Genomic DNA, 23754 nt, shown 5'->3' on the forward strand with positions numbered 1-23754 from the left:
CACCAAGAACCCGCGGGCCATGAAGTCCGACGACGGCCCTCACAACGATTACAGCGACCGGGCAAAGGCTGAGCGACGCCTGGGGTGGTTACTCGCCGGTCCTGCCTTCATCATCATGCTGGCGGTCACCCTCTACCCGATCATCCAGGCGTTCTTCGATTCGCTGTATGCCTTCCGGTTGACGGCTCCCGACGAGCGCGAGTTCATCTTCCTGCAGAACTACGTGACCATCCTGGGTGATCCCGTGTGGTGGCGGGATCTGGCAGTCACCTCACTGATCACGGTGGTGACGGTCGCCGTCGAACTTGTCCTCGGCTTTGCCCTTGCCCTGGTGATGCACCGGGCGCTGAAAGCCGTCCGGGGTTGGCTCCGTACCGCCATCCTGGTGCCCTACGGAATCATCACCGTGGTCTCGGCCTACGCGTGGTTCTACGCATTCGACATCAGTTCCGGATATGTGAACTCGTGGTTTGACTGGGTACCGGGCATCGATCAGGACCTGAACTGGTTTGCACAGGCCAGCACGGCTCTGCCGGTCATCATGGCCTCGGAGATCTGGAAGACCACACCGTTCATCTCCCTCCTCCTGTTGGCCGGACTGGCGCAGGTGCCTGATGAACTGACGGAAGCCGCCAAAGTTGACGGCGCCACCTGGTGGGAGCAGATGCGCAAGGTCATCATCCCGAATATGAAGGCGGCCATCATGGTTGCCGTCCTCTTCCGGGCGCTGGACGCGTTCCGAATATTCGACAACGTGTTCATCATGACAAACGGCCAGTACGGAACCGAGGTGCTTTCCCTCCTCGCCTACCGAACCTCCATCAGTAGGTTGGAGATTGGCCTCGGATCAGCTGTGTCAGTACTCCTGTTCGCCTGTGTCCTGCTGATCAGCTTCATTGCGATCAAGGTATTCAAGGTGGACCTGAGCGGATCAACAGGAGGAAAGCGATGAAGTCGACTGGCCGCGAAAAGCTCATCTGGACGATTATCTCGATTGCAGTTCTCATCTATGCCTTGTTTCCCGTGGCATCGATCTTCGCTACCTCGTTCAAGGCACCCGGGGATCTGACCAACGGGAACTTCCTTCCCACGCCGGGCTTGGCCACACTGGACAATTACGAACAGATTCTGGTGGGAGACGCTCAGGGACTCTTCCTCTCCGCGCTGCGGAATTCGATCGGAATCTCGCTGATTGCAACCTTCATCGCAGTTGTGCTGGCCACACTGTGCGCCTACGCCATTGCGCGTCTTGACTTCCCCGGCAAGAAACTCATCCTGACGACGGCGCTGGCAGTCTCAATCTTCCCGGTCATCTCGATCGTCACCCCGCTGTTCAACCTGTGGCGGAACATCGGTCTGTATGACACCTGGCTCGGGCTGATCATCCCCTACCTGTCACTCACGCTCCCGATTTCCATCTGGACGCTGGCGGCCTTCTTCCGCCAGATCCCCTGGGAACTGGAGCAAGCCGCACAGGTGGACGGCGCCACGACCTGGCAAGCGTTCCGCAAGGCAATTGTTCCGCTCGCCGCACCCGGCGTCTTTACGACGGCGATCATCGCCTTCTTCATCGCGTGGAACGACTTCGTGTATGGCATATCGCTGACCTCGACGGAAGCAGCGCGCCCCGTGCCCGCGGCGCTTGCGTTTTTCACCGGGGCCTCGCAGTTCGAGTCCCCCACCGGCGCGATCTCCGCGGCGGCAATCATCGTGACCATTCCGGTTGTGCTGCTGGTCCTGCTGTTCCAGCGGCAGATCGTCTCAGGCCTGACCCAGGGCGCAGTCAAGGGTTGAGTACCAAACACATCTTGAGCAACTGAAAGAAGAGGAACCAGAACATGGCTTCGATAAGGCTGAAGAACCTCGTCAAGAAGTATGGGGACGGGTTTCCCGCCGTCAATGACATCAGTATCGACATCGAGGACGGCGAATTCATCATCCTCGTTGGCCCTTCGGGCTGCGGCAAGTCAACCCTGCTGCGCATGATCGTAGGGCTCGAGGACATCACGTCCGGCGATCTCTACATCAATGACGAACGGGTCAATTCGAAGGCTCCCCGTGACCGGAACCTGGCCATGGTGTTCCAGAACTACGCGCTCTATCCGCACCTGACGGTGTATGAGAACATCGCTTTCCCGCTGCGCCTCGCCAAGGGCAAGCACAGCGAGGAAGAGGTGGACCGTCTGGTGACCGGGGCAGCCGAAACCCTCGAACTGACCGATCATCTGCAGCGCAAGCCCGCCAACCTCTCCGGCGGCCAGCGGCAGCGCGTTGCCATGGGCAGGGCCATCGTCCGGCAGGCAGATGCGTTCCTGTTCGACGAGCCGCTCTCCAACCTCGACGCCAAGCTTCGCGGGCAGATGCGCTCCGAGATTTCGCAGATGCAGCGGCGGCTGGGAACCACATCGGTCTACGTCACCCATGACCAGACCGAAGCCATGACCCTCGGGGACCGCGTGGCTGTCCTGAAGAAGGGTGAGCTCCAGCAGATCGCCTCGCCTCGGGAACTGTACGAACAGCCCGTCAATCTCTTTGTTGCAGGGTTCATTGGCTCCCCATCGATGAACTTCCTTCCGGCCACCATCGAAGGCGGCAAACTCCAGACCGCGCTCGGTGCGTTGGATATTCCTGCGGACCGCGCAGCGAAGGCAGAAGGCCGCAAGGTGGTCCTTGTGGGCGTCCGTCCGGAGTTCTTTGAGGACGCCAAGCTCGTGGATGAGGCGAAGAAGCCGCACGGTTCCACGTTCACGGCAACTCTCACCCATACGGAGTGGCTCGGTAATGAGCAGTATGGCTACATCAATTTCGATCCCGCCCCCGAAGTACGCGAACTCCTGAATAACCTCGCACGCGAGATGGATGCCGACGAGCTGCGGCCGCAGGTTGTGGTCACCCTCGACGCCGCAAGCCGCATCCGTGGCGGCCGCGAGTCGGAAATCTGGTTGGATACCCGCAAGCTGCATCTGTTTGACGCTGAGACCGGCGAGAATCTGACCCGCGATGCCGAGGCGGGAGCAGCGCTGACCGCGGAAGCGAGTGAGGAACGGGCCGAAGAGATCGAGAACGCCCGTCAGGCCGAGAGTGCCCAGCACGAGCAGAGCGCTGTCACCGGAAGGAGCGGCGGCAGCCACGCGGCTGCGAGCTGATACGGGGACTGAAGCGCAACCCGGCATCGGCACGGATCCGATCGACACCGACACCGACACCGACTGAAGACAACCCGCCGCACGGCCTTCCTGGCCCGCGGCGGGTTGTACGCTGAGCATCATGGCGAGCAAAGAGGCAAAGCACACCCCGGCCCAGCACCTCGAACAGATTAGGGCCGGCTACACGTTCGATGAGCCGTCCATCCAACTGGGTGCGGCAATCGTCGACAGCGATGTGCATGCGGAAGCCGCCGTCCGGCTGCCGTTGGCCATGATGAATCGCCACGGGCTGGTATCCGGCGCCACCGGGACCGGCAAGACCATCACACTGCAGGTCATCGCCGAACAGCTGAGCGCCCACGGCGTTCCGGTCTTCCTCGCTGACATCAAGGGAGATCTCACCGGGCTATCGACCCCGGGCACTGGCGCCGAGAAGCTGCTCAAACGCACCCAGTCAGTTGGTCAATCCTGGGCTGCCCAAAGCTTCCCGGTAGAGTACTTCTCGCTTGGCGGAGACGGCGTGGGTGTTCCCATCCGGGCGACAATCTCCGACTTCGGCCCCTTGCTCCTGGCCAGGGTACTGGACCTGAACGAGACGCAGGAGTCCAGTCTGCAGCTCGTATTCCATTACGCCGACAAGGCAGACCTCGAGCTGTTCAACCTCGCTGACCTGCGCGCGGTCATCTCCTTCCTCGTCTCCGACGACGGTAAGGACGCACTGGAGAACCTCGGCGGTCTCTCGAAAGCGACCGCGGGAGTGATTCTGCGCGAGCTCATCACCCTTGAAGCCCAGGGCATGGACCGGTTCTTCGGTGAGCCGGAATTCGACACGGCCGATCTCCTCCGCTCGGATGCCGAAGGGCGCGGAATCATCAGTTGCCTGGAACTGCCCACGCTGCAGCAGAAACCGCAACTGTTCTCCACCTTCCTCATGTGGCTGGTCGCAGATCTCTTCGCGGACCTCCCGGAGGTTGGGGACATCGACAAGCCGAAGCTCGTCTTCTTCCTCGACGAGGCACACCTTCTCTTCAACGGCGCCTCGAAGGCTTTCCTGCAATCCATCCAGACCACCGTCCGGTTGATCCGATCCAAAGGCGTCGGTATCTTCTTCGTCACCCAGACACCGCGTGATGTGCCCGCGGAGGTGCTGGGCCAGCTTGCCAACCGGGTGCAGCACGCGCTTCGCGCTTTCACGCCCGATGACGCGAAGGCCCTCAAATCCACGGTTTCCACCTTCCCCATCAGCCCTTACGACCTCGAAGAAGTTCTCACATCAGCCGGCATCGGCGAGGCTGTGGTCACCGTCATGAATGAGAAGGGCGCTCCCACACCAGTAGCTTGGACGAGGATGTTCTCGCCGCAGTCCACCATGGGGCCATCCCCGGCAGGAGTAGTCGAGAGCATAGTGACAGCCTCGCCGCTCCTGGCGGACTACGGCACACCCATCGACAGCCATTCCGCCTTCGAGAAGCTCTCTGCATCCGAACCGGCGTCCACAAACATTCCTGCAGAACCGGGAACAACAGAACCGGGAACTGCAGAACCGCGGACGACGGCGGCTCCCCCTCCGGTCGGTACTCCGCCTCGCGGCCGCCCCTCCCAAGCTGAGATTGATGCCGAGGCACGCCGGATCGAGGAAGACATCCTAGGCCGGCCCAGTAGCCGTCCGCCGACCACCCGCCGGGAGCAACCGGCTCCTGAGAACGGCCGGGCTCATCCTCCTGCTGCGCCCGCCGGGCAAAAGCAGCAGGAAAAGAACGAAATGATGGACTTCGCGCTCAAGACTGCGGGCACCATCGGTGTTGAACTGGTTCGCGGGCTTTTTGCTACGCAACGGAGGCGCCGCCGTCGTCGTTGGTAGGTCCGGCACCGCCATTGGGTAACGTAAGAGGGTGCATTCGTCCCGCCTGATCCGAGTCCTGGCCGCCTGGCTGCTCGGGCTCATGCTCGCGGTCGCCGCGGCGATCGTCACGGTGACCCTTGTCAACACCCACATGTTCGGCCCGCACCAGCAGGTGGAAAGCTACCTCGAGGCGCTCCGCCAGGGCGAGGGAGAACGGGCACTGGGGCTGTTGAATGCGACTGCTCCTGACGCAAATGCGGCGCTCCTTGACGGGCCTGCCCTGCAGCGAGCTACGCAGGGTGTAGAGAATGTCGAGGTGGGTACGCCGCAACCGGCGGGCGAAAACCGCGTTGAAATTGGCGTCTCCTACACCGTCAATGACACCGCGCACACCACCACGTTCCTCCTTGAGAAGACCGGCACTGAGTGGCTGTTCTTCAACCGGTGGGAGTTTGTCCCCTCAACCCTGCCCACACTGGAAGTGTCGGTCATCAACCAGAACGAGGCCACACTCAACGGCACGCGGGTGCTGATGCCCGAAGGACGCAACCGGTTTGCGGCCTTCTACCCCACCGAAGTGGAAGCCCACTACACAAGCGAACACTTCGCTGCGCCGGCCCAGACAGCCGCCGTCACCGGCCGTCAGCAGACGCCGGTCACCCTGAATCTCGCCACGGCAGCAACGCCGGCACTGACCGAGGCTGTGACCGCCCAGCTGAAGACGTTCCTCGACACGTGCGCCAAGCAGACCGTGTTCCAACCGGCCAACTGCCCGTTTGGTTTCGAAACCGGGAACCGGGTAGCCGGGCCCATCACCTGGTCCATCACGGAATACCCGGAAGTACGCATTGAACCCTTCAACGGCGACTGGGTGATTTCTCCGCTCACCGGCACTGTGCTGCTGGAGACGAGCCTGCAGGACCTCTTTACGGGCATCATTGAACCCGTCAGCGTGCCGCAGGAGTTCGGCTTCACCGCGCGCCTCGCCGTTACCGACGAGGACATCACCGTGACCCCCGTGGTGGAGTACTAGTCCAGCCCCCGCAGATCGAGCGTCAGTTCGGTTTCACCGGTGGAATCGAAGGTCACCGGGATTCCCCAGTCCTGCTGGTAGAGGTGGCACGCGGCATGGTCCGGTATGTCGCCGCCGGGCTCACCGTCACAGGCCGCAGCACGCGCGGTGATATGCAGGACGCCCTCGGGAACATCACCGGAGAGCACCAGACGACGTGTCAGGCCCACTCCGGTCCCCGCACCTGACACCAGGAGGGACTCCGGCGATGAAGAAATCTTGAGCTGCGTCGGATCTCCCCACCGGTCGTCGAGCTTCTGGCCCTTCGGCGCACTGAACCGGACTGTTACGCCGAAGTCCCCTGCAGCCACGGCCGTTTTGGGCCGCTGCGTCTGCGAGGCACCCTCATCCACCGCAAGAGCCTCCCTGGGAATCGGAAGCCGCACGAGCTGGTGCTTGTTCGCCTCGACAACAATGAGCAGCGGTTCACCGCCTGATTCCAGCGGCGCCTGGTCAACAAGTACGTCAGAGGGCTCGGCCAATCCGCGCATGAGCGTGGAAACCTCACGGGTTGCCGGATCATACCGGCGGATAGCCCCGTTGTAGGTGTCGGCAATAGCAACCGACCCGTCCGGAAGGGCGGTGACACCGAGCGGGTGCTGGAGGCGGGCCTGCCCGGCCTCACCGTCGCGGAACCCGAAGTCGAACAACCCGGTACCGATGGCCGACTGCACCTGCGTCCGGCTCCTGCCGTTGACCGTCAGGAAGCTCAGGACCCGCAGTGCGGAGGTTTCCGAATCAGCGACCCAGATGTTTCCGTGCGCATCTTCAGCCAGCCCGGAGGACTGGGCAAACCAGGCAGCAGACGAATCACCGTCCAGCAGGCCCTCAAGCCCGGTGCCCGCGAGAATGTCCACGGCGTGGGTGAGCGGATCGAACGTGAAAATCTGGTGGGTGCCCGCCATGGCCACGACAACCCGTTCCAGGGTGGTGGACCAGATGACATCCCACGGCGAAGACAACGAGACTGCGAGGGCGTCCGTACCGAGGAACGTGTCCTCCAGCCGCGGCGCGGCGTCCTCCGGTATGTCAGCGGCGTCACCACCGAGATCATGGGAGACCTCCTGCAGCTCCGCCGGGCGGGCCTTGACCTGGTTGCCGGCATCGAGCAGTCGCTGGACACCGTTGCCCGCGATAGTGGTCACCGTACCGGTTTGAAGCGACACCGCGCGCAGCCGGTGGTTCACGGTGTCCGCAATTACGACGTCGTAACCCACCTTCCGCGCGATCGGTGCCGGAAGGAGGGCAAGGCCCTGCGGTTCATTGAACTGGGCATCGCCCGGACCGCCGTCTGCAAAACCGCGTGTGCCGGAGCCGATGGTGCGCCGCACGGTCTCGAGATCAGCCTCAAGTTCCACCAGCCGGTGGTGGCCGCTGTCCCCCACCAGGAAGGTGTTGGTAGCAGGCAGTGCAAGTACCTTGCCCGGGAAGCGGAGATTGCCGGCGGTCGGTTCAGCGGGCACGTACGGACCGTCGCCGCGGTGCAGGGTGCCCTTCGCCTCGTGCTCGGCCACCAGTTCCTCAACGAGGGACTCCAGTCCCGCCGCGTGCCCCTCGCCGGACAGGTGGGCAACGATATAACCTTCCGGATCGATGACCACCAGAGTGGGCCAGGCGCGGGCGGTGTAGGCCTGCCAGGTGTCCAGTTCCGGGTCATCGAGGACCGGGTGGTGAATCTCGTAGCGCTCGACTGCCGCCGCGAGGGCAACGGGATCCGCCTCATGCTCAAACTTGGGCGAGTGGACGCCCACGGTGACGAAAACATCCGAGTACTTTTCCTCGAGCGGCCGAAGCTCATCGAGCACATGGAGGCAGTTGATGCAGCAGAAGGTCCAGAAATCCAGCAGGACAATCTTCCCGCGCAGATCCTCAAGCTTGAGCTGTTTGCCCCCGGTGTTTAGCCAGTTCCGGCCGACGAGTTCTGAAGCGCGAACGCGGTAGTCGACGCGAAGCGAAGTTTCGGTCATTCAGGGTCTCCTGTGGGGGTTGTGCGCTGTCCTGCGGGAGGGTCGTGTGGCCCACTGGCTCTCGAGGACCCGGTGCGGTCCCGCTCTGCCAGTGAGGCGAACATGTTGTTATAAGCCGACAGCTCGGCATTGTTATTCCGATCAGCGGCCCGGTCCGTGCGCCGCGACTCCTTAGCATCGCTCCGGGACCACATCACGGCCACGCCGATCGCCAGGAGGAGAGTCGGGATTTCACCGATGCCCCAGGTCACTGCACCGCCGATCTGCTGGTCCGCAAGCGCCGACGGCCCCCATTCCCTGCCCATGTTTCCGAACCAGGACGCCTGCAGCAGCGAGGTGCCGCCGGTGAGTGCAACACCGAAGAAAGCGTGGAAGGCCATGGTGGCGAAAAGGAGTACCAGCCGCAGCGGGTAGGGTGCACGGCGTGGGATCGGGTCTGTGCCGATCATCGTCAGCACGAAGATGTACCCGGTGAGCAGGAAGTGCAGGTTCATGAGTTCATGGCCCACATGCTCGCGCAGGGCAAAGCCGAACAGCGGCGAATAGTAGAAGATCACGATGGACCCGGCGAAGTTCGCCGCTGCGAACAGCGGATGGGTGACGAGCGCCGAGAACTTCGAGTGGACGATCACGAGGATCCATTCACGGATGCCCCTGCTGCCGTCTCCGCGGGGTGTGAGCGCCTTCAGTGCAAGCGTGACGGGTGCGCCGATCACCAGGAACAGCGGAACCACCATGGTGAGCGCCATGTGGTCGATCATGTGAGCGCTGAAGAGCACCATGCCGTACACGGCGGGAGCTCCGGAGGTGAAGTACGTCAGCGCGATCAGCCCGATGAACCAGGAAACGAGCCGGAGCACCGGCCAGGAATCACCGCGGCGGTGCAGTTTCATCACGCCCAGAATGTAGGCAACAGCAACAGTGACGGTGAAGGCGATCCACAGCCAGTCGGGGCGCCACTCGGTGAGCCAGCGCATCGGCGTCGGCTCCGGAGGCAGCTCGTAGCCGGTGAGGATGCGCGCAGGGGTGGCGTCAGGCTGCAATTCTTCGGAGCGCGGCGGCGCCGTCCTCGCCAGCGCAACGGCAACACCGGAAACGGCACCCATAATCACAAGCTCGACGGCGATGAGCTGCCACAGCACGCGTCGGGCTGACATGTTGGTATCCAGCTGCGGAATGATCCACTGCCGGTGCATCAGTCCGATACCACCGAGGAGAATGGTGGCGATCGCCTTGAAGGTCACCAGCAGCCCCCATTCGGAGCCGAGCTGGGAGAGGCTGCCGATGCGCAGGCTCGCGTTGATGATGCCCGAGAGGAAGACCAGCGCGAAGGCGAAGCCGGCAAGCGAGGAGAAGCGCTTCAGCACCGTCGTCGTCTGGGGTCCAAGCTTGCCGCCGATCGCGGCAAGGACAATGATCCCGCCTACCCACAGGCAAACGCCCACGAGGTGCAGCGCGATGGAGTTGATCGCGGCATAGTGGTCATCGCCGCCCGCTGAGTGGCCGATCAGGGCCATGGGAACCAGGCCGCCGATCGACAGCACGAGCGTGAGTGCAAGCCATAGGCTTGACCGCGCGCCGAAGGTCATGGTGGCAACCACTGCCGCGATCATGGTGGTGGACAGCCAGGCCCGCCCGGTGTCGAAGTCCGTCAGGTAGGAGGCCAGGCCCTGGGTGTACGCGGGATCGCTGCTGAGGGGCAGCCCCGCAGCATCCGAGTAGGTCAGCACCAGGACTGCCAGCGCCGAAAGAGTCCAGGCGACAGCTGCCCAGGACGCGAGCGCCATGACCCTGGCGAAAGCGGGAGTCTCGTCAGCGTCCGGGCTGGGATCATTTCCGCGGGGGTCGCCCGCACGGCTGGATCCGCTGCCCCGGCGGACGTGCCGCGGCAGGATCACCACCGCGAAGACAAGGGAGCCGATGACCGCGGCGACGGAGACGTTGTGGAGTGCCTTTGACACAGGCAGGCCCCACCGTGTGAGTACGCCCGGGTCGCTCAACTGGCGTGGTGCTGCTGCTCCGGAGAACGCGAGCGCAAGCACCACCGCGAGAAGAACTGTTACTCCTGCGGCGATCACCCAGCCCGGCTTGACGCCTCGCTCACCGGTGGCACCGGCGCTGCCGTGCTTCGACTGGTTCGTTGTTGTGGCCACGCTTCCCATTGTCTACCCGCAGTAGAACAACGGCCAACTAAGGTGGTTTGGCGCACGGACGGTGAAACTGCCTGTTCTCAGGGTTAAACGAAGCGAGGGCTGCCACCGGTTGGTGACAGCCCTCGAATCAGCTGACTACTTGACGGCAGCCTTGAGCTTGGAGCCGGCGGTGAGCTTGACGCTGCTGCCTGCTGCAATCTCGATGGTTTCACCCGTCTGGGGGTTGCGGCCGGTGCGTGCTGCACGCTCGGTGCGCTCGACTGCCAACCAGCCCGGGATGGTGACCTTGACGTCGTTCTTGGCGGAGGAAGCGAGAACGTCGAACAGGGCATCCAGCACGCTGTTCACGGCAGTCTGGCTGGTGTCAGCCTTCGCTGCTACCTCGGCCACCAGTTCGCTGCGGTTCTTGGTCTCTTTCTTAGCCAATGTATGTCCTCCTGGACCTCGTACGGATTATTCAGAACCTCACCGTTCTGGCGAAGCTTCTGGAGGAAAACCTACCAGCTTCAATCGCAAAGTCCCGCAGATTAGGGGACTTTTGCCCGGTTTTTGGCCTTATTCAGGCCAATTCCACGCACCGAGACGGCCTCTGAGGATGTACCGGTCCGCTTAAAGCACTCAGGACAGCGACCGGAGTCGCCGTCCTGAGTTGTACTTCAACGGGGCAGTCTCAGCCCTGGCTGCTTACCAGCTGGACTTGGTTACACCGGGCAGTTCGCCGCGGTGCGCCATGTCACGGAAGCGAACACGCGAGATGCCGAACTTCTGGAGGGTGCCGCGGGGGCGTCCGTCGATCTGGTCGCGGTTACGCAGGCGAACCGGCGAAGCGTTGCGGGGCAGCTTCTGCAGGCCGAGGCGTGCGGCCTCACGTGCCTCGTCCGTTGCGTTTTCATCAACAAGGGTCTTCTTGAGCTCGAGGCGCTTGGCAGCGTAGCGCTCAACAATGACCTTGCGCTGCTCGTTACGAGCAATCTTTGACTTCTTAGCCATGTTTAGCGCTCCTCTCGGAATTCGACGTGCTTGCGGATCTTGGGGTCATACTTCATCAGAACCATGCGGTCCGGGTCATTACGGCGGTTCTTGCGGGTCACATAGGTGTACCCGGTACCGGCCGTGGACTTCAGCTTGATGATCGGACGTACGTCTTTGTCCTTTGCCATTAGAGCTTCACTCCCCGCGCCTGGATCTCGGCGACGACGGCGTCAATACCGCGCACGTCGATGGTCTTGATGCCACGGGCTGAAACCTGCAGCGTTACATTGCGGCGCAGGGACGGAACCCAGTAGCGCTTCTTCTGAATGTTCGGGTCGAACCTGCGCTTGGTGCGCCGGTGCGAGTGCGAGATGCTGTGCCCGAAGCCCGGCTCGGCCCCAGTCACTTGGCAGTGAGCTGCCATGACGATCCTCCAAATGTTGAATAAAAGCAGGTGAACAGACAGTTCTACCTGCCGTGGAATGCGTTCAGGGACGTCACCGTCATGACGGTCAAAAGACCGCCGGATGTTCGCGATAAGAGCGCAACCTGAGCCCCTAACTACCGGCCTTCGGAAGAAGAAATCTCCCGCCAGCCGGAGCAATTGCGCACGCTCCGCCACCTGATGCCCTTCCATTCTAGGAGGGAGCAGGCCTTAAGACCAATCGCGGGAGCCTCAGCTGCCGTCCGACTCGTCCGGGCGCGTCGCGTTTCCATCGACGTCAACGACGGTGATCGCGTCCGATTCCCCGAGCTTCTGACCGGGAGCCAGCTGGGCGTTGGCATCGACAATGGTCCAGCGCAGCACCGCACCGGCGGCAATGTGGGCACCATTCAGCACCACCGAATGCTCGACGACGGCGCCCTCCTCCACCACTGCGTCCGGCCCGATCACGCTGTGCCGGACGGTTCCGGAGATAGTGGCACCCGGGGAGATGAGGCTTGATCCCACCTGCGCGGTATCAGTGATGAAAGCAGGCAGGCGGCGCGGGCTGGCGCTCAGGATCGGCCACGCGGGATCATCGAATGCCAGACCGTCCCCAGCGAGCAGGTCCATGTGTGCACGGTGGTAGTTCTTCGGTGTGCCGAGGTCCAACCAGTAGGACTCGAGGCGATGCTCGGCGACGGTGGAGTGTTCCACCAGATGCGGGATCAGCTGGTCACCGTAGTCCTTCAGCTCGCCGTCGCGCTGGTGCAGTTCGACCAGCGTGTCCAGCAGCACGTCCGTGGAATAAAGGAAGATCTCCGCCGCCACCACATCGGTGCGGGGTTCCTCGGGCTTGTACTGGAATCCTGTGACCCTGCCGTTCTCCACCTCCGCTACACCATGTTGGGAGGCATCGCCGTCGAACTGTGTGGTGACCATCGTGAGGACAGCACCGGTCTCCTGATGGGTTTTCACCACGTCGCGGTAGTCGAGCTGGTAGAGGTGGTCTGCACTGAGTACAAGCACCAGATCCGGATTGAACTCGCGGATGAATTCCGCCTGCCGGTAGAGGCCGTCCGCATTGCCCGCTGCGAACCCCTCGCCGTGGTCCCCCTGAAAGGGCGGTAACACCCGCAGACCGCCGTTGGTGCGGTCGAGGTCCCAGGGACGGCCGTTCGCGAGATGGTCGTTGATGGACTTCGGCTGGTATTGCTCCACCACCCAGACATCCGAGATGTGACTGTGGTGGAGGTTGGACAGCGGGATGTCGATCAGCCGATAGGTTCCGCCCACCGGAACCACGGGTTTGGCCTTGCCGTCCGTCAGCGCACCCAACCTCCCGCCGGTACCGCCGGCGAGGATGATGGCCAGGACAGACGGCTCCGTCATGCCGATCCCACGGGCTGCGATTGCTTGAGGATCCAATGCGTCTCATCGAGCCGCGCGAGGATCTTCTTGCCCACCCGCTCGAGATCCGCGATATCCCGCTCATCAAGCCCGTCGAAGACCAGCCGGCGGACGTGCTCGACGTGCTCGAGCGCCAGTTCCTGCAGGTTGGTGAGCCCCTCGGCCGTGATGGTGGCTGTGGTGACCCGGAGATCACGGGTGCTTTGGCTCCGCTGCACCCAACCGCGGTTCTCCAGTTTGGTGACCACATGACTCAACCGTGACAGCGAGGCATTGGAACGGCCCGCGAGTTCGCTCATGGGAAGTGTGCGCTCCTCAGCCTCGGACAGCATGGCAAGGACGTGATAGTCGAACAGAGTCACCCGGGCACGGCGGTTTAGGTCTGCGTCCAGCGTGCCCGGCAACAGCGTAGCCACCCCGTAGAGGGCAAGCCATGCCTGTCTTTCCGCGGGATTCAACCAGCGCGCGCCTGTCATGGTTCCCATTCTTTCAGAAGCGCCGCCGTCACGGGGACGTGGTTTCCTTTGTCCACACCGGATGGGTCAGCTCGGGATACTTCACGGTCACAGTGTCTCCGGAAGACTGCCCGCGCAGCCGCCTGCCCACCCAGGGCCCCAGGTAATCGCGGGCCCAGAGCGCGTCCGTCCGGAGCTGGGCGAGGCGGGTTGCTGCAGGCCGCGCTTCAAGCTCGGGAACCTCGATGCTGTGTGCGGCTTTCAGGACTTCCAGAACCCGGGCTGCCATCAGCGTGTGGCCGGCTGCGGCCATGTGCATTCGGTCCACGTCCCAGTACCCCCAGTTCTGGAATTCCCGCATCCGCCAGTAGTCCACGATCTCGGCATCATGCCGGTCAGCGATTTCACGGACGAGTTCGTTGTAGATCGCAGTCCGGCCCCGGGTCTTGGCGAAGACTGCTGATTTCGACGAGTCGAACCCCGTGAACAGCACCACCGCGGCACCGCTGGCGCGCAGGCGGGCGATTCCGGCGTCGTACTCTGCCAACAGTGCGTCGAGATCAATGGAGGGCCGCAGGATGTCATTGGCGCCGGCGTAGATGGTCACCAGCGTGGGCTTGAGCGCAAGCGCCGCATCCACCTGCTCACCGAGGATCTGCCGCATCTTGCGGCCGCGGATGGCGAGGTTGGCGTAGCCCCAGGACGGGTCGGCGAGAATCAGCTGCTCGGCGACGCGGTCAGCCCATCCCCGCACGCCATTGGGACTGCGTGGGTCCCAGTCCCCCACGCCTTCAGTGAACGAATCCCCGAGTGCGACGTAACGGTGAGTAAAAGAGGTGGTTTCTTCGCCCAATGCTCTTAGTCCTCTTTCCTGGAGCCGCTGTTCCTGGCATCGCTTCCGGAATCAGCTTCTGAGCTTCCCTGCTGGTGCTCGGCGTCGTACTCGTGCTGGGTGTGGTGCTCGGTCTCCCCATAGGAGCCGTTGAAGCCGGTGGCGCTGCCCGTAGCGCGCGTATTCGAAGGGTCGGGGAAAGTAGGAGACCCGCCGAAGGGGTTGCCCTCCTGCCCGCCGTTTTCCTGTCCCTTGGCTTCGTCTGCGCTGGACTGGTCCTGAGTCATGGCTCCTCCTTCTGTTTTGCCCACCCAGCATAGTCCCGCGCGGCCGCGCGTACACGTGACAGGCGCAGACGCTAAGCTCGGGAACAAACCCCTCGTCAGGAGAAAACCTATGACTTCCTTGCCGGATACCGAGTCTGAACAGCAGCGCACTCCTGAAGCCGAAGGCCAGCCGGAATCCCGGACCAGGCGCGCAGCCCTGATTCTCAATCCAGTCAAGCCCACCGACGAGGATATCCGGGCGATTGTCACCGAGCTGAGCCTCGAACAGGGCTGGGCGGAACCACTGTTCCTGGAGACCACCGAGGATGACCCGGGCCACGGCCAGGCGCAGGAAGCGCTGAAGGCGGGAGTCGACGTCGTTATTGCAGCCGGCGGCGATGGCACCGTCCGGTGCGTGGCGGAAGAGCTGGCAGGCACCGCGACGGCACTTGGCCTGCTGCCGCTGGGCACCGGCAACCTCCTTGCACGCAACCTCGATATCGACGTCGATGATCCCCGTGGAGCCGTCGAAGCTGCGCTCGGAGGTACGGAGCGGATGATCGACGTTGTGCATGTGAACGTCGACAGGGCTCAGGACGCGCACGTTTTTCTGGTCATGGCCGGGCTGGGCTTTGACGCGGCGGTGATGGCGGATACCCGGGATGACCTGAAGGACAAGGTGGGCTGGCTTGCCTATGTCGACGCCGGCATCCGGAACCTTCCCGGAAAGCCGTCCAAGGTTTCCATCTCAATTGACGGCGGCAAGCGTGTCACCCGCCGCCTGCGCAGCGTCATGGGCGGAAACTGCGGCAAGATCATGGGCGGGCTGGAAATCTTCCCGGGCGCGAAACTCAATGACGGACTGCTGGACATCATGACCATTGCGCCGAGCGGAAAGTTAGGCTGGTTTGCTGTACTCGGCAAGCTCCTTGCGCGTGGAAAGGGCAAGGACCCCTCACTCGAGTACTTCCAGTGCAAAACTGCCGAGGTGGAGTCTGAGACCCCGCTGGAAATCGAGCTGGACGGAGACTCCCTGGGCAAGGGCACACACATGGCTTTCCGGGTGGAGCCGAACTCCCTGAGGCTGCGGATGCCCTACGGGAAGAAGGACCCGGCGATCCTCGCCGACCCGACGCCGTAAGGCGCTTTAGCCCTCGGCTTGGGTAGCGCCCGTGTGTACTAGCCCTCGGCTTTGCCCTGGCGCCAGTAGCCCATGAACGCGACCTGCTTGCGGTCGATGCCGACGTCGCGCACCAGGTAACGGCGCAGGCCGCGCACCACCGCTGCTTCGCCCGCGATCCACGCGTAAAAGGGCAATGCGCCGGAGGGCTTGTCCGGGTTGAGGGAGCCGTCAAGGGCAGCTGCGTCCAGGAGTTGCGGGGTCTCCCACAGGATGGTCACGTCGACGTCGATGTCCTCCGGTTCCGGCCCGGCTGCACGCTCCGGTCCGCCCGCCCTGCCGGCTGCTGCAGCGAGCGCCTGGCCGGACGGGGTGTCACTTCCGAGGCTGACGCGGAACGGTGCGGACAGGGATACCCAGCCCGGAACCCTGACGGCCTGCCGGACGGCGGCGTCGAGCAGTTCACCGTGCGGCCTGCCGCCACGCACCAGCCAGCTGATGCCTACCCCGGACCTGGTCTGGATGTCCTGGCAGTCCGAGCCATGCGGAACCTCCAGGAAAGCGTGACCCTTGATGTCCTTCGGCAGCGACTCGAGGATGGCGCTGATCGCCGGGACAGCGGTCTCATCGCCTGCAAGCAATACATTCTGGGCCAGCCCCGGACGCCACTCGATACCTCCGTAGGCGCCGGCAGTGGAGCAGCTTGCGGCATGGATGTTCGGCCCGATCAGCCACACCCGGTCCCCCGGTTCAGCCGCAGCGGCCCACTGGGAAGCCGGTCCGCCGTTGCCGGCTGCATCGAAGTGCATCACGAAGTCGACGTCCAGCTCGGGAGTCTCCTGATCACAGCGGGAATCACGGACCGTATAGGTGCGCATGTCACCGCGTTCTGACGGCTCAAGGGACAGCCACTGCTGGTACCAGCCGCTGCCCTCGCCGTCCATAAGGGCCCCCAGATCGGCACACTCGCCGTTGGCCGGCGGAATCATTACCTTGATGCGCAGGTCCAGGGTAGAACCCTGCACACCGAAATCCGACAGGCAAGCCCCGCCGAAGGTGATGCGCCGGAAGTTCGAACTGATGCGCTCCACGCGGTTCACCACCACGTTGAAGGCGCGGACAGCCGGGATGACCGCCTGATTCCCGGCGGAAGTCTTTGACGGTGCCGCCGCGCTGCGGTTACGGCGGGTACTGACTTCTGTCACGATGCTGCCTCCATTGTCAGTGCGGGTAGCCCGTCCTGCGGGTTCGCTAAAAAACCCGCGATGCCATCCCGGGTGGTTTCTGTGGTTACGTTTTTCGGTGCTGAGTGGTGCCGCCCCAGGGGCACCACCATGGGAGTACCCGAGACGGGATCCGGAATGACGCGGGATTCCAGACCGAAGACGTCCGCCACGGTCGCCTCCGTAACAACCTCTGACGGCGGTCCCTCGGCAACAATCCGGCCGTCCTTCATTGCGATGAGGTGATCCGCGTACCGTGCAGCGAGGTTGAGGTCATGCAGCACAATGGCGACCGTTGTGCCGGCACTGCGGTTCAGGTCAGTGATGAGGTCGAGGACTTCCACCTGATGCGCCACGTCGAGGAAGGTGGTGGGCTCGTCAAGCAGCAGGATGTCGGTCTGCTGCGCCAGCGCCATCGCAATCCAGACACGCTGGCGTTGACCGCCGGACAGCTCGTCGACGTTGCGGTCAGCCAGTTCAATAGTGTCGGTGACGCGCAGCGCGGAGGCGACCGCGGCGTCGTCGTCCGTGTTCCATTGGCGGAACCAGCCCTGGTGGGGGTAGCGGCCGCGGCCCACCAGATCCACTACGGCGATGCCGTCCGGCGCGATCGGCGTCTGTGGAAGCAGGCCAAGGGTCTTCGCCACTGAACGGGTGGAGAGCGAATGGATGTCCTTGCCGTCCAGCAGCACAGTGCCGGCCGCCGGCTTGAGCAGCCGCGCCAGGCCGCGCAGGAGCGTGGACTTGCCGCATGCGTTCGCCCCGACGATGACGGTGACCTTCCCTGCCGGCAGTTCCACCGTCAGGTCTTCAACTACCCGGCGGTTGTCATACGCAAGGGTCAGATTTTCAGCGTGCAACCTCATGTCAGCCTCCCTGGCCTGAGCGGTTGGATGTAGCGAGCAGCCAGAGGAGGAACGGGGCGCCGAGGACGCCCGTAATTACTCCGACCGGCAGGGAGACACCCGGAAGCAGGTTGGCACCCAGGAAATCTCCCGCGAGGACAAGCACGGCCCCGACCAGCGCGGCAGTCACCAGCGGGCGGTAGCCGCCGAGGAAACGCCGCGCGATCGGCCCGGAGAGGAACGCGATGAAGGCAACCGGTCCGGCTGCCGCCGTCGCAACCGCCGCCAGAAGTACGCCGGTGACAATGAGGGCCAGCCGTGAGCGCTCCACGTTCACGCCCAGGCCGGCTGCGGTGTCATCCCCCAGTTCCAGCCCGCGCAGCGAACGGGACAGTACGACGACTGCGGGCGTCAGGACCGCCAACGCAAGGAACAGTATGGTCACCCGGTCCCAGTTGCTCGAGTTGAGCGAGCCATTGAGCCACGTGAGTGCATCTGATGCAACCCTGATGTCGGTGCGCGTCAGCAGGAAGCTGACCACTGACTGCAGGACCGCTGAGAACCCGATACCCACCAGAATGAGCCGATAGCCGGCCACCGCGCCGCGCCGGGACAGGAAGTAGATGGCCAGGGCAACAGCGAGTGCTCCGGCCATCGCGAAACCGGACAGCACCAGGCCGGAAGCACCGAGGAACGCGATTGCGAAGACAGCTGACGCGCTGGCTCCGTAACTGATCCCGATGATGTCCGGGCTGGCGAGCGGGTTGCGCAGCATTGTCTGGAACACCGCACCGGCCACCCCGAAGGCGCCGCCGATCATGATGCCGATCAAAACACGCGGGATCCGGTTCTCCATCACGATGAAGCTGGCGCCCGGGATGTCGGCGCCTGCCACGATGCGGAAGAAGTCGGGGATGGTTACGGTGTAGCGGCCCAGCAGGAGCGTGACGGCGCTGAGGGCAACGACAAGGAATGCCAGTGCACCGATTTTCACCATGCGCCGGATGCGCAGGTGGCGGCGATTCGGGAGAACCAAAGTCTCGTTACCCGTACGTTCAGCGGTGGGGGTGGGGCGGGTGGCGAGGCTCATAGCTCGGCCATCTTCCGGCGCCGCACCAGCCAGATGAACACCGGAGCGCCGATGACAGCCGTGAGGATGCCAACCTGCACCTCGCCGGGCGGAAGGATGACGCGGCCAAGGATATCCGCGGACAACAGCAGAACCGGCGCCAGCATCATTGAGAAGGGCAGGATCCACCGGTAGTCAGGACCCGTGAACGAGCGCACCATGTGCGGGATGACCAGCCCGATGAAGCCGATCGGGCCGGCAGCCGCGGTAGCGGCTCCACAGAGTACGACGACGCCGAGTGCCGTGAGAGCGCGGGCTAGGGTGACGTTCTGGCCGAGTCCGCGGGCAATGTCATCGCCGAGGGACAGGCTGTTCAGGACCTTGCCGGTGAGCAGGGTGAGTATGAATCCAAACGCGAGGAACGGCAGCACCGGAACGATAACGTCCCAGCCTCGGCCGGCAACGGAACCCACCTGCCAGAACCGGAACGTATCGAAGGTCTGCTGGCTGGAGACCAGCACTGCATTGAGCAGAGAGACCATGCCCGCGGAGAGCGCTGCACCGGCGAGGGCCAGTTTCACGGGAGTGGCGCCGTCGCGTCCCAGGCTCGCGATCGCGTAGACGAGGACCGCGGCAACTGCGGCGCCGAGGAAGGCGAACCAGATGTAGCCGGTGAAGTTGGTGACGCCAAAGACGAAAATGCCGAGCACGACGGCGAGCGCTGCGCCGGAGTTGACGCCGAGGATACCGGGATCAGCGAGGGGGTTTCGGGCAACGCCCTGCATGGCTGCACCGGCCAGTCCGAGCGCGGCTCCGGCGAGCAGGCCCACGATGGTCCGCGGGATGCGGGAGGCCACCACGGCGTGGTCTCCGTTGGCAGGGTCGAAGGCGGTGAGTGCCTGGACCAGGGTTTCCATGCTGATCGGCCGGGCTCCGATCGCCAGGGACGCAGCACTGGCGACGACGAGGAGGACAATGGCAGCGATGAGCTTCGGGCCACGTGCTGATGGCCGCTTCGATGTGCGCTGCGGGGGGAGAACGGCCGAGGAGGCAGGCGCATCGAGTGCCATGCATGCCTCCTTGAGCCAACACCTGAATTCGCCGGACGATCACCGGAACGGACTTAAGTAAGGCTAGCCTATGCACGGCTGGATTAGGAAACGGTTATGTTCCCTATTTCTGGAAACATAACCCGGAAATTTTGTGCAGCTCCGGTGAGCCCGACGGCTGCCGGACTCACCAGAGCTGCACAAAATTTCCTGTCAGGGAGCAGCGGTCGGCGCGGTTCCGCGCCCGAACGGGCTGCCGCCCAGGCGTTCGCGCTGGTGCTCGCTGTGCCAGTTCTCCAGGGAGGGACCCTTCGGCACGATCTGCGTGGGATTGATGTCCTCATGCACGATGTAATAGTGCTTCTTGATCTGCTCGAAGTCGATGGTGTCTCCGAAGCCCGGCGTCTGGAAGAGGTCCCGCGCGTATCCCCACAATGCGGACATCTCGGTCAGTTTGTTCCGGTTGCACTTGAAGTGCCCGTGATAGACAGGGTCGAAGCGCACCAGGGTGGTGAAGAGCCGCACATCGGCTTCGGTGATTGAATCGCCGACGAGGTAGCGCTGGTTGGTCAGACGCTCCTCAAGCCAGTCCAGCGCCGCGAAGAGACGGTCATAGGCATCGTTATACGCCTCCTGCGAGCCGGCGAAACCGCACCGGTACACGCCGTTGTTGACCTCGGTGAACACCCGCTTGTTGACGGTGTCGATCTCTTCACGCAGCTCCTCCGGGTAGAGCTCCGGAGCTCCCTCGCGGTGGTATTCCTTCCACTCAGTAGAGAAGTCCAGGGTGATCTGCGGGAAGTTATTGGTGACCACGGCGCCGGTAGGGACATCGACAATCGCGGGCACGGTAATGCCGCGCGGGTAATCCGGGTCCCGTTTGAAGTACGCCTCCTGGAGCCGCTCGATCCCGAGCACCGGATCCTTGCCGTCCGGATCAAGATCGAACGTCCAGGAGCGTTTGTCATGCGTAGGCCCGGGCGTTCCAAGCGAGATAGCTTCCTCGAGCCCGAGGAGCCGGCGCACGATGATTGCCCGGTTGGCCCAGGGGCAGGCGCGGGCGGCGATGAGCCGGTAACGGCCTGGTTCCACCGCAAAACCGTCGGCACCGTCCCGTGTGATCCGCGTTTCGATGTAGGCCGTATCCCGCTTGAATTCCTTGCCGGAGTCCACGTACGCGCCCTTCGTGCTGTGTTCGGATTCGCTCATGGTGCCACCCTAGTGGCTGGATTCGCCGCTGGAGCGCAGTTTCTCGAGCAGCGTCGAGCAGGCAGCTTCGCAGCGGCGGCAAGCCTCCGCGCAGATCTTGCAGTGATCGTGCATGGAGGCGTGCCGCTCGCATTCCTCGGCGCAGTTCCGGCAGGCCTGCAGGCACGCCTCGAGCAGCGGCGCCAGCACGGCGGGATGGTGGCCACCCTGGCGCTGGAGCATCCGGGCAGTGGCCAGGCAGATGTCAGCGCAATCCTGGTCCGTTCGGATGCAGTGCCGAAGGTCAGCAATACCCTCCTCGCCGAGACACGCGTCTGCACAGCTGCCGCAGGATGCCACACAGTCCAGGCATGCCTCAATGGCGATTGCGAGGTCTCCGGCCTCCAGATGCCCGGAGGGGTGCGGGTGGGCGATGATCATGTCTGCAATGTGCGTCATGGCTAGCTCCTTGTCCGGGCATCGCGATCGCGTCCGTACTTCTGGCGCAGTTCGCGACCCTTGTCTACCAGTTCGATCTGCTTGTCGCGCTTCTTCTCTGCGGCCTTGGTGTCCCGTGGAGGAAGTTGCACTGTTTCTTCTGCCTCGATTCCCGCCTGCAGTTCGCGGCCGCGCTCCAGTTCGGCATCGAACTCCGCTCCGAAGAGCAAGGAGAGGTTCGCCAACCACAGCCACAGCAGGAAGATGATGACGCCGGCAATGGCGCCGTAAGTCTCCTGATAGCTGCCGAAGTTGGACACGTAGAAAGAGAAAGCCAGCGTTGTGAGAGCAAGCACCAGAAGCGCGATGAGTGACCCGATACTCACCCATTTGAATTTGGGCTGCTGCAAGTTTGGCGTCGCGTAGTACAGCACCGCGATCATCAGCACTGCGAAAAACACCATGACCGGCCACTTGGCGATGTTCCAGATAGTCAGGGCTGTTGAGCCGAGACCGATTGCGCCGCCGATTGCTTCGGCCACCGGCCCGGAGAGGATCAGCAGCAGCGCCATCAGGACCACCAGCAGCAGTACGACGACGGTGATCAGCAGCATGACCGGACGCAGCTTCCAGAACGGGCGCCCTTCCTCAACCTCGTAGACCCGGTTCATTGCCCGCGAGAATGCGTTGACAAATCCCGAAGCCGACCACAGGGCGCCAAGAAGGCCGATGACGAACGTCAGGCCCGCGGTCTCCGACGAGGCCAACTGCGTAATGACGGGTTCAAGCGTGGTTTCGGCCTGCGACGAGACGTTCCCGAGAATGTTGAGCACGGTGTCCGTGGTGGTGCCGGCCTGTCCGAAGAACCCAAGAATGGAAACCAGCGCCAGCAATGCCGGGAAGATCGCCAGGACTGCGTAATACGTCAGTGCAGCGGCTAGGTCCGTGCACTGGTCCTTGCCGAACTCGCTGACGGTCCGTTTGAAAACGTAACCCCAGGCCGGCTTGGCAAGGTCAGTCGGTGCGTCCGGTTTTCGCGAGTCATCAGGGTGGGGGCTCGAGGCTGCCTTGGCTTGCGTGGCTTCCTCCGCCGAATCCGCTTTCGCGGGATCTTTAGTGGTCACGTTTCTACCTCCGGTTCAGAATTGCCTACACCAACCGAACCATAAGGATACTTACTATTGCAATAAGTGGTCGACCCTTTAGTGTGGGTTTCAGGCCGCACATCGATTGAAGGGTTCCACATGCGCATCGCTGTTATCGGGGCAACCGGCAACGTAGGGACGGCGCTCCTCCGCCGCCTTCAGCAGGCCCGGCTGGAAAACCCGGACATTGAGCTGGTTGGCATCTCCCGGAGGAAGCCTTCGCAGGACCATGCGCCCTACGGCGGCGTCGAGTGGCACACGGCCGACGTCGGCACTGACGCCGGGCGCGCAAGGCTTATCGACGCGCTGAAGGGGACTGACGCCGTCGTACATCTTGCCTGGGCCATCCAGCCCAACCGGGATGAGGAGGCGATGCACCGCACCAATGTGACCGGCACGGAAAACGCGCTGCATGCAGCCGCGGATGCCGGCGTACGGCACTTCGTCTGCGCATCCTCGGTGGGGGCGTACAGCCCTGCGCGCAAGGATCAGGTGGTGACTGAAGATTGGCCCACCGGCGGTATCGCAACGTCCCACTACAGCCGGCACAAGGCCGAGCAGGAGGCCCTGCTGGACGCGTTCGAACGGGACTTTCCGGAGATTCCTGTGGCGAGGGTGCGTCCCGGCCTCATTTTCCAGGCCGACGCCGGCGAGGAAATCGGGCGGTACTTCCTGGGGCCGCTCATCCCGAAAGCCATACTCAACAAGCTGAGCCTGCCGGTGTTGCCGATTCCCTCGGAGCTTGTGTTCCAGGCGGTGCACGCGGCGGATATGGCCGACGCCTACTGGCGGATTGTTGACCAGCGGGCTTCGGGGCCCTTCAACATTGCTGCGGATCCTATCCTGACGCCGCGTCTGCTGGGCGGCCTGCTGGGCGCGAAGCGCGTGTTCGATCTGCCGGTCCCCGTGCTGCGTGCGGTGGTGGCGGCGTCCTGGGCGCTGCACATCCAGGCGACTGATCCCGGGTGGATCGACATGGCCTCGCAGGCTCCGGTCATGAACACTGACCGGGCGCGCACGCTGCTCGGCTGGGAGCCTTCGCGGTCCTCGGTTGCGGCGATGCGCGAGGTGATTGACGGTCTGGCAGGTGGCGTGGGAGTGCACGGCTCCCCCAGCCTGCGTCCCGGTGGCTGACGG

Annotated in this window: 24 protein-coding genes; 7 read left to right on the plus strand and 17 right to left on the minus strand. The window is 63.5% G+C overall.

What is annotated here, in order from left to right:
• Positions 1 to 19 precede the first annotated feature (19 nt).
• From P4U43_RS03070 to P4U43_RS03090, 5 genes are all read left to right on the plus strand, one after another.
• On the plus strand, positions 20 to 952 hold the full coding sequence (locus P4U43_RS03070) for a carbohydrate ABC transporter permease (RefSeq protein ID WP_056546506.1): 933 nt from the start codon (positions 20 to 22) through the stop codon (positions 950 to 952).
• Complete coding sequence (locus tag P4U43_RS03075; RefSeq protein WP_056544451.1) at positions 949 to 1794, plus strand: carbohydrate ABC transporter permease; 846 nt, start codon at positions 949 to 951, stop codon at positions 1792 to 1794. Before P4U43_RS03070 ends, P4U43_RS03075 begins: the two co-directional genes overlap by 4 nt.
• Before the next feature lie 44 nt (positions 1795 to 1838).
• Entirely contained in the window at positions 1839 to 3146 is a 1308-nt protein-coding gene (locus P4U43_RS03080) for an ABC transporter ATP-binding protein (protein ID WP_056544454.1), read from the plus strand.
• Between the two features lie 121 nt (positions 3147 to 3267).
• A complete protein-coding gene (locus tag P4U43_RS03085) occupies positions 3268 to 5007 on the plus strand; it encodes a helicase HerA-like domain-containing protein (protein WP_277357393.1) in 1740 nt (579 codons plus the stop codon).
• A gap of 31 nt (positions 5008 to 5038) precedes the next feature.
• The gene (locus P4U43_RS03090) at positions 5039 to 6022 is read left to right on the plus strand and encodes a hypothetical protein (RefSeq protein WP_277357394.1); all 984 of its coding nucleotides are present in this window, start codon (positions 5039 to 5041) and stop codon (positions 6020 to 6022) included.
• Here P4U43_RS03090 and P4U43_RS03095 read toward each other — a convergent pair.
• The 10 genes from P4U43_RS03095 to P4U43_RS03140 all read right to left on the minus strand — a co-directional run bounded on the left by P4U43_RS03095 (position 6019) and on the right by P4U43_RS03140 (position 14561).
• Positions 6019 to 8028, minus strand: coding sequence for an NHL domain-containing thioredoxin family protein (locus P4U43_RS03095; RefSeq protein ID WP_277357395.1), 2010 nt, complete (start codon positions 8026 to 8028; stop codon positions 6019 to 6021). The genes P4U43_RS03090 and P4U43_RS03095 overlap by 4 nt on opposite strands.
• Positions 8025 to 10190, minus strand: coding sequence for a cytochrome c oxidase assembly protein (locus P4U43_RS03100; RefSeq protein WP_404800688.1), 2166 nt, complete (start codon positions 10188 to 10190; stop codon positions 8025 to 8027). The genes P4U43_RS03095 and P4U43_RS03100 overlap by 4 nt, the downstream gene beginning before the upstream one ends.
• 126 nt (positions 10191 to 10316) lie before the next feature.
• On the minus strand, positions 10317 to 10607 hold the full coding sequence (locus P4U43_RS03105) for an HU family DNA-binding protein (protein ID WP_056544463.1): 291 nt from the start codon (positions 10605 to 10607) through the stop codon (positions 10317 to 10319).
• A 258-nt stretch (positions 10608 to 10865) separates the two neighbouring features.
• Complete coding sequence (gene rpsN, locus P4U43_RS03110; RefSeq protein ID WP_026545363.1) at positions 10866 to 11171, minus strand: 30S ribosomal protein S14; 306 nt, start codon at positions 11169 to 11171, stop codon at positions 10866 to 10868.
• A 2-nt stretch (positions 11172 to 11173) separates the two neighbouring features.
• Positions 11174 to 11341, minus strand: a complete 168-nt coding sequence (gene rpmG / locus P4U43_RS03115; protein WP_019481734.1) for a 50S ribosomal protein L33 — start codon at positions 11339 to 11341, stop codon at positions 11174 to 11176.
• Positions 11341 to 11577 (minus strand): 50S ribosomal protein L28, encoded by a 237-nt coding sequence (rpmB, locus tag P4U43_RS03120; RefSeq protein ID WP_026545364.1) that lies wholly within the window; start codon positions 11575 to 11577, stop codon positions 11341 to 11343. The genes rpmG and rpmB overlap by 1 nt, the downstream gene beginning before the upstream one ends.
• A gap of 252 nt (positions 11578 to 11829) precedes the next feature.
• Positions 11830 to 12969: a glucose-1-phosphate adenylyltransferase family protein gene (locus P4U43_RS03125; RefSeq protein ID WP_277357396.1), complete on the minus strand. Its 1140-nt coding sequence runs from the start codon at positions 12967 to 12969 to the stop codon at positions 11830 to 11832.
• Positions 12966 to 13463, minus strand: coding sequence for a MarR family winged helix-turn-helix transcriptional regulator (locus P4U43_RS03130; protein WP_056546511.1), 498 nt, complete (start codon positions 13461 to 13463; stop codon positions 12966 to 12968). The genes P4U43_RS03125 and P4U43_RS03130 overlap by 4 nt, the downstream gene beginning before the upstream one ends.
• A 28-nt stretch (positions 13464 to 13491) precedes the next feature.
• Positions 13492 to 14295 carry an SGNH/GDSL hydrolase family protein gene (locus P4U43_RS03135; protein ID WP_277357397.1) on the minus strand — a complete coding sequence of 268 codons (804 nt, stop codon included), beginning with the start codon at positions 14293 to 14295 and terminating at the stop codon, positions 13492 to 13494.
• A gap of 5 nt (positions 14296 to 14300) precedes the next feature.
• Positions 14301 to 14561, minus strand: coding sequence for a hypothetical protein (locus P4U43_RS03140; protein ID WP_277357398.1), 261 nt, complete (start codon positions 14559 to 14561; stop codon positions 14301 to 14303).
• 109 nt (positions 14562 to 14670) lie between these two features.
• Here P4U43_RS03140 and P4U43_RS03145 point away from each other — a divergent pair, with 109 nt between their 5' ends.
• The gene (locus tag P4U43_RS03145; RefSeq protein WP_277357399.1) at positions 14671 to 15681 is read left to right on the plus strand and encodes a diacylglycerol/lipid kinase family protein; all 1011 of its coding nucleotides are present in this window, start codon (positions 14671 to 14673) and stop codon (positions 15679 to 15681) included.
• A gap of 38 nt (positions 15682 to 15719) precedes the next feature.
• Here P4U43_RS03145 and P4U43_RS03150 read toward each other — a convergent pair whose 3' ends face one another.
• The 7 genes from P4U43_RS03150 to P4U43_RS03180 form a co-directional block, all read right to left on the minus strand.
• Entirely contained in the window at positions 15720 to 16865 is a 1146-nt protein-coding gene (locus P4U43_RS03150; RefSeq protein WP_404800689.1) for a siderophore-interacting protein, read from the minus strand.
• Positions 16862 to 17749, minus strand: a complete 888-nt coding sequence (locus P4U43_RS03155; protein ID WP_277357400.1) for an ABC transporter ATP-binding protein — start codon at positions 17747 to 17749, stop codon at positions 16862 to 16864. Before P4U43_RS03155 ends, P4U43_RS03150 begins: the two co-directional genes overlap by 4 nt.
• A gap of 1 nt (position 17750) precedes the next feature.
• A complete protein-coding gene (locus tag P4U43_RS03160; RefSeq protein ID WP_404800690.1) occupies positions 17751 to 18818 on the minus strand; it encodes a FecCD family ABC transporter permease in 1068 nt (355 codons plus the stop codon).
• Positions 18815 to 19867 carry a FecCD family ABC transporter permease gene (locus tag P4U43_RS03165; RefSeq protein ID WP_277357401.1) on the minus strand — a complete coding sequence of 351 codons (1053 nt, stop codon included), beginning with the start codon at positions 19865 to 19867 and terminating at the stop codon, positions 18815 to 18817. The genes P4U43_RS03160 and P4U43_RS03165 overlap by 4 nt, the downstream gene beginning before the upstream one ends.
• Positions 19868 to 20059: 192 nt before the next feature.
• Entirely contained in the window at positions 20060 to 21055 is a 996-nt protein-coding gene (locus tag P4U43_RS03170; RefSeq protein WP_056544484.1) for a glutathione S-transferase family protein, read from the minus strand.
• A gap of 9 nt (positions 21056 to 21064) precedes the next feature.
• A complete protein-coding gene (locus P4U43_RS03175) occupies positions 21065 to 21493 on the minus strand; it encodes a four-helix bundle copper-binding protein (protein WP_056544487.1) in 429 nt (142 codons plus the stop codon).
• A gap of 2 nt (positions 21494 to 21495) precedes the next feature.
• Positions 21496 to 22596: a YihY/virulence factor BrkB family protein gene (locus P4U43_RS03180; RefSeq protein ID WP_277357402.1), complete on the minus strand. Its 1101-nt coding sequence runs from the start codon at positions 22594 to 22596 to the stop codon at positions 21496 to 21498.
• Positions 22597 to 22716: 120 nt separating this feature from the next.
• On the opposite strand from P4U43_RS03180, the gene P4U43_RS03185 reads away from it, so the two are divergent.
• The gene (locus P4U43_RS03185) at positions 22717 to 23751 is read left to right on the plus strand and encodes an NAD-dependent epimerase/dehydratase family protein (protein WP_277357403.1); all 1035 of its coding nucleotides are present in this window, start codon (positions 22717 to 22719) and stop codon (positions 23749 to 23751) included.
• The last annotated feature ends 3 nt before the right edge of the window (positions 23752 to 23754 follow it).

Source organism: Arthrobacter vasquezii (assembly GCF_029455255.1).
Classification (GTDB): domain Bacteria; phylum Actinomycetota; class Actinomycetes; order Actinomycetales; family Micrococcaceae; genus Arthrobacter_D; species Arthrobacter_D parietis.

Coding starts and splice junctions, on each gene's coding strand:
- P4U43_RS03070 (WP_056546506.1), top strand. CDS start 20: ATGAAGTCCGACGACGGCCCTCACAACGATTACAGCGACCGGGCAAAG.
- P4U43_RS03075 (WP_056544451.1), top strand. CDS start 949: ATGAAGTCGACTGGCCGCGAAAAGCTCATCTGGACGATTATCTCGATT.
- P4U43_RS03080 (WP_056544454.1), top strand. CDS start 1,839: ATGGCTTCGATAAGGCTGAAGAACCTCGTCAAGAAGTATGGGGACGGG.
- P4U43_RS03085 (WP_277357393.1), top strand. CDS start 3,268: ATGGCGAGCAAAGAGGCAAAGCACACCCCGGCCCAGCACCTCGAACAG.
- P4U43_RS03095 (WP_277357395.1), bottom strand. CDS start 8,028: ATGACCGAAACTTCGCTTCGCGTCGACTACCGCGTTCGCGCTTCAGAA.
- P4U43_RS03100 (WP_404800688.1), bottom strand. CDS start 10,190: ATGGGAAGCGTGGCCACAACAACGAACCAGTCGAAGCACGGCAGCGCC.
- rpsN (WP_026545363.1), bottom strand. CDS start 11,171: ATGGCTAAGAAGTCAAAGATTGCTCGTAACGAGCAGCGCAAGGTCATT.
- rpmG (WP_019481734.1), bottom strand. CDS start 11,341: ATGGCAAAGGACAAAGACGTACGTCCGATCATCAAGCTGAAGTCCACG.
- rpmB (WP_026545364.1), bottom strand. CDS start 11,577: ATGGCAGCTCACTGCCAAGTGACTGGGGCCGAGCCGGGCTTCGGGCAC.
- P4U43_RS03125 (WP_277357396.1), bottom strand. CDS start 12,969: ATGACGGAGCCGTCTGTCCTGGCCATCATCCTCGCCGGCGGTACCGGC.
- P4U43_RS03130 (WP_056546511.1), bottom strand. CDS start 13,463: ATGACAGGCGCGCGCTGGTTGAATCCCGCGGAAAGACAGGCATGGCTT.
- P4U43_RS03140 (WP_277357398.1), bottom strand. CDS start 14,561: ATGACTCAGGACCAGTCCAGCGCAGACGAAGCCAAGGGACAGGAAAAC.
- P4U43_RS03145 (WP_277357399.1), top strand. CDS start 14,671: ATGACTTCCTTGCCGGATACCGAGTCTGAACAGCAGCGCACTCCTGAA.
- P4U43_RS03155 (WP_277357400.1), bottom strand. CDS start 17,749: ATGAGGTTGCACGCTGAAAATCTGACCCTTGCGTATGACAACCGCCGG.
- P4U43_RS03160 (WP_404800690.1), bottom strand. CDS start 18,818: ATGAGCCTCGCCACCCGCCCCACCCCCACCGCTGAACGTACGGGTAAC.
- P4U43_RS03165 (WP_277357401.1), bottom strand. CDS start 19,867: ATGGCACTCGATGCGCCTGCCTCCTCGGCCGTTCTCCCCCCGCAGCGC.
- P4U43_RS03170 (WP_056544484.1), bottom strand. CDS start 21,055: ATGAGCGAATCCGAACACAGCACGAAGGGCGCGTACGTGGACTCCGGC.
- P4U43_RS03175 (WP_056544487.1), bottom strand. CDS start 21,493: ATGACGCACATTGCAGACATGATCATCGCCCACCCGCACCCCTCCGGG.
- P4U43_RS03185 (WP_277357403.1), top strand. CDS start 22,717: ATGCGCATCGCTGTTATCGGGGCAACCGGCAACGTAGGGACGGCGCTC.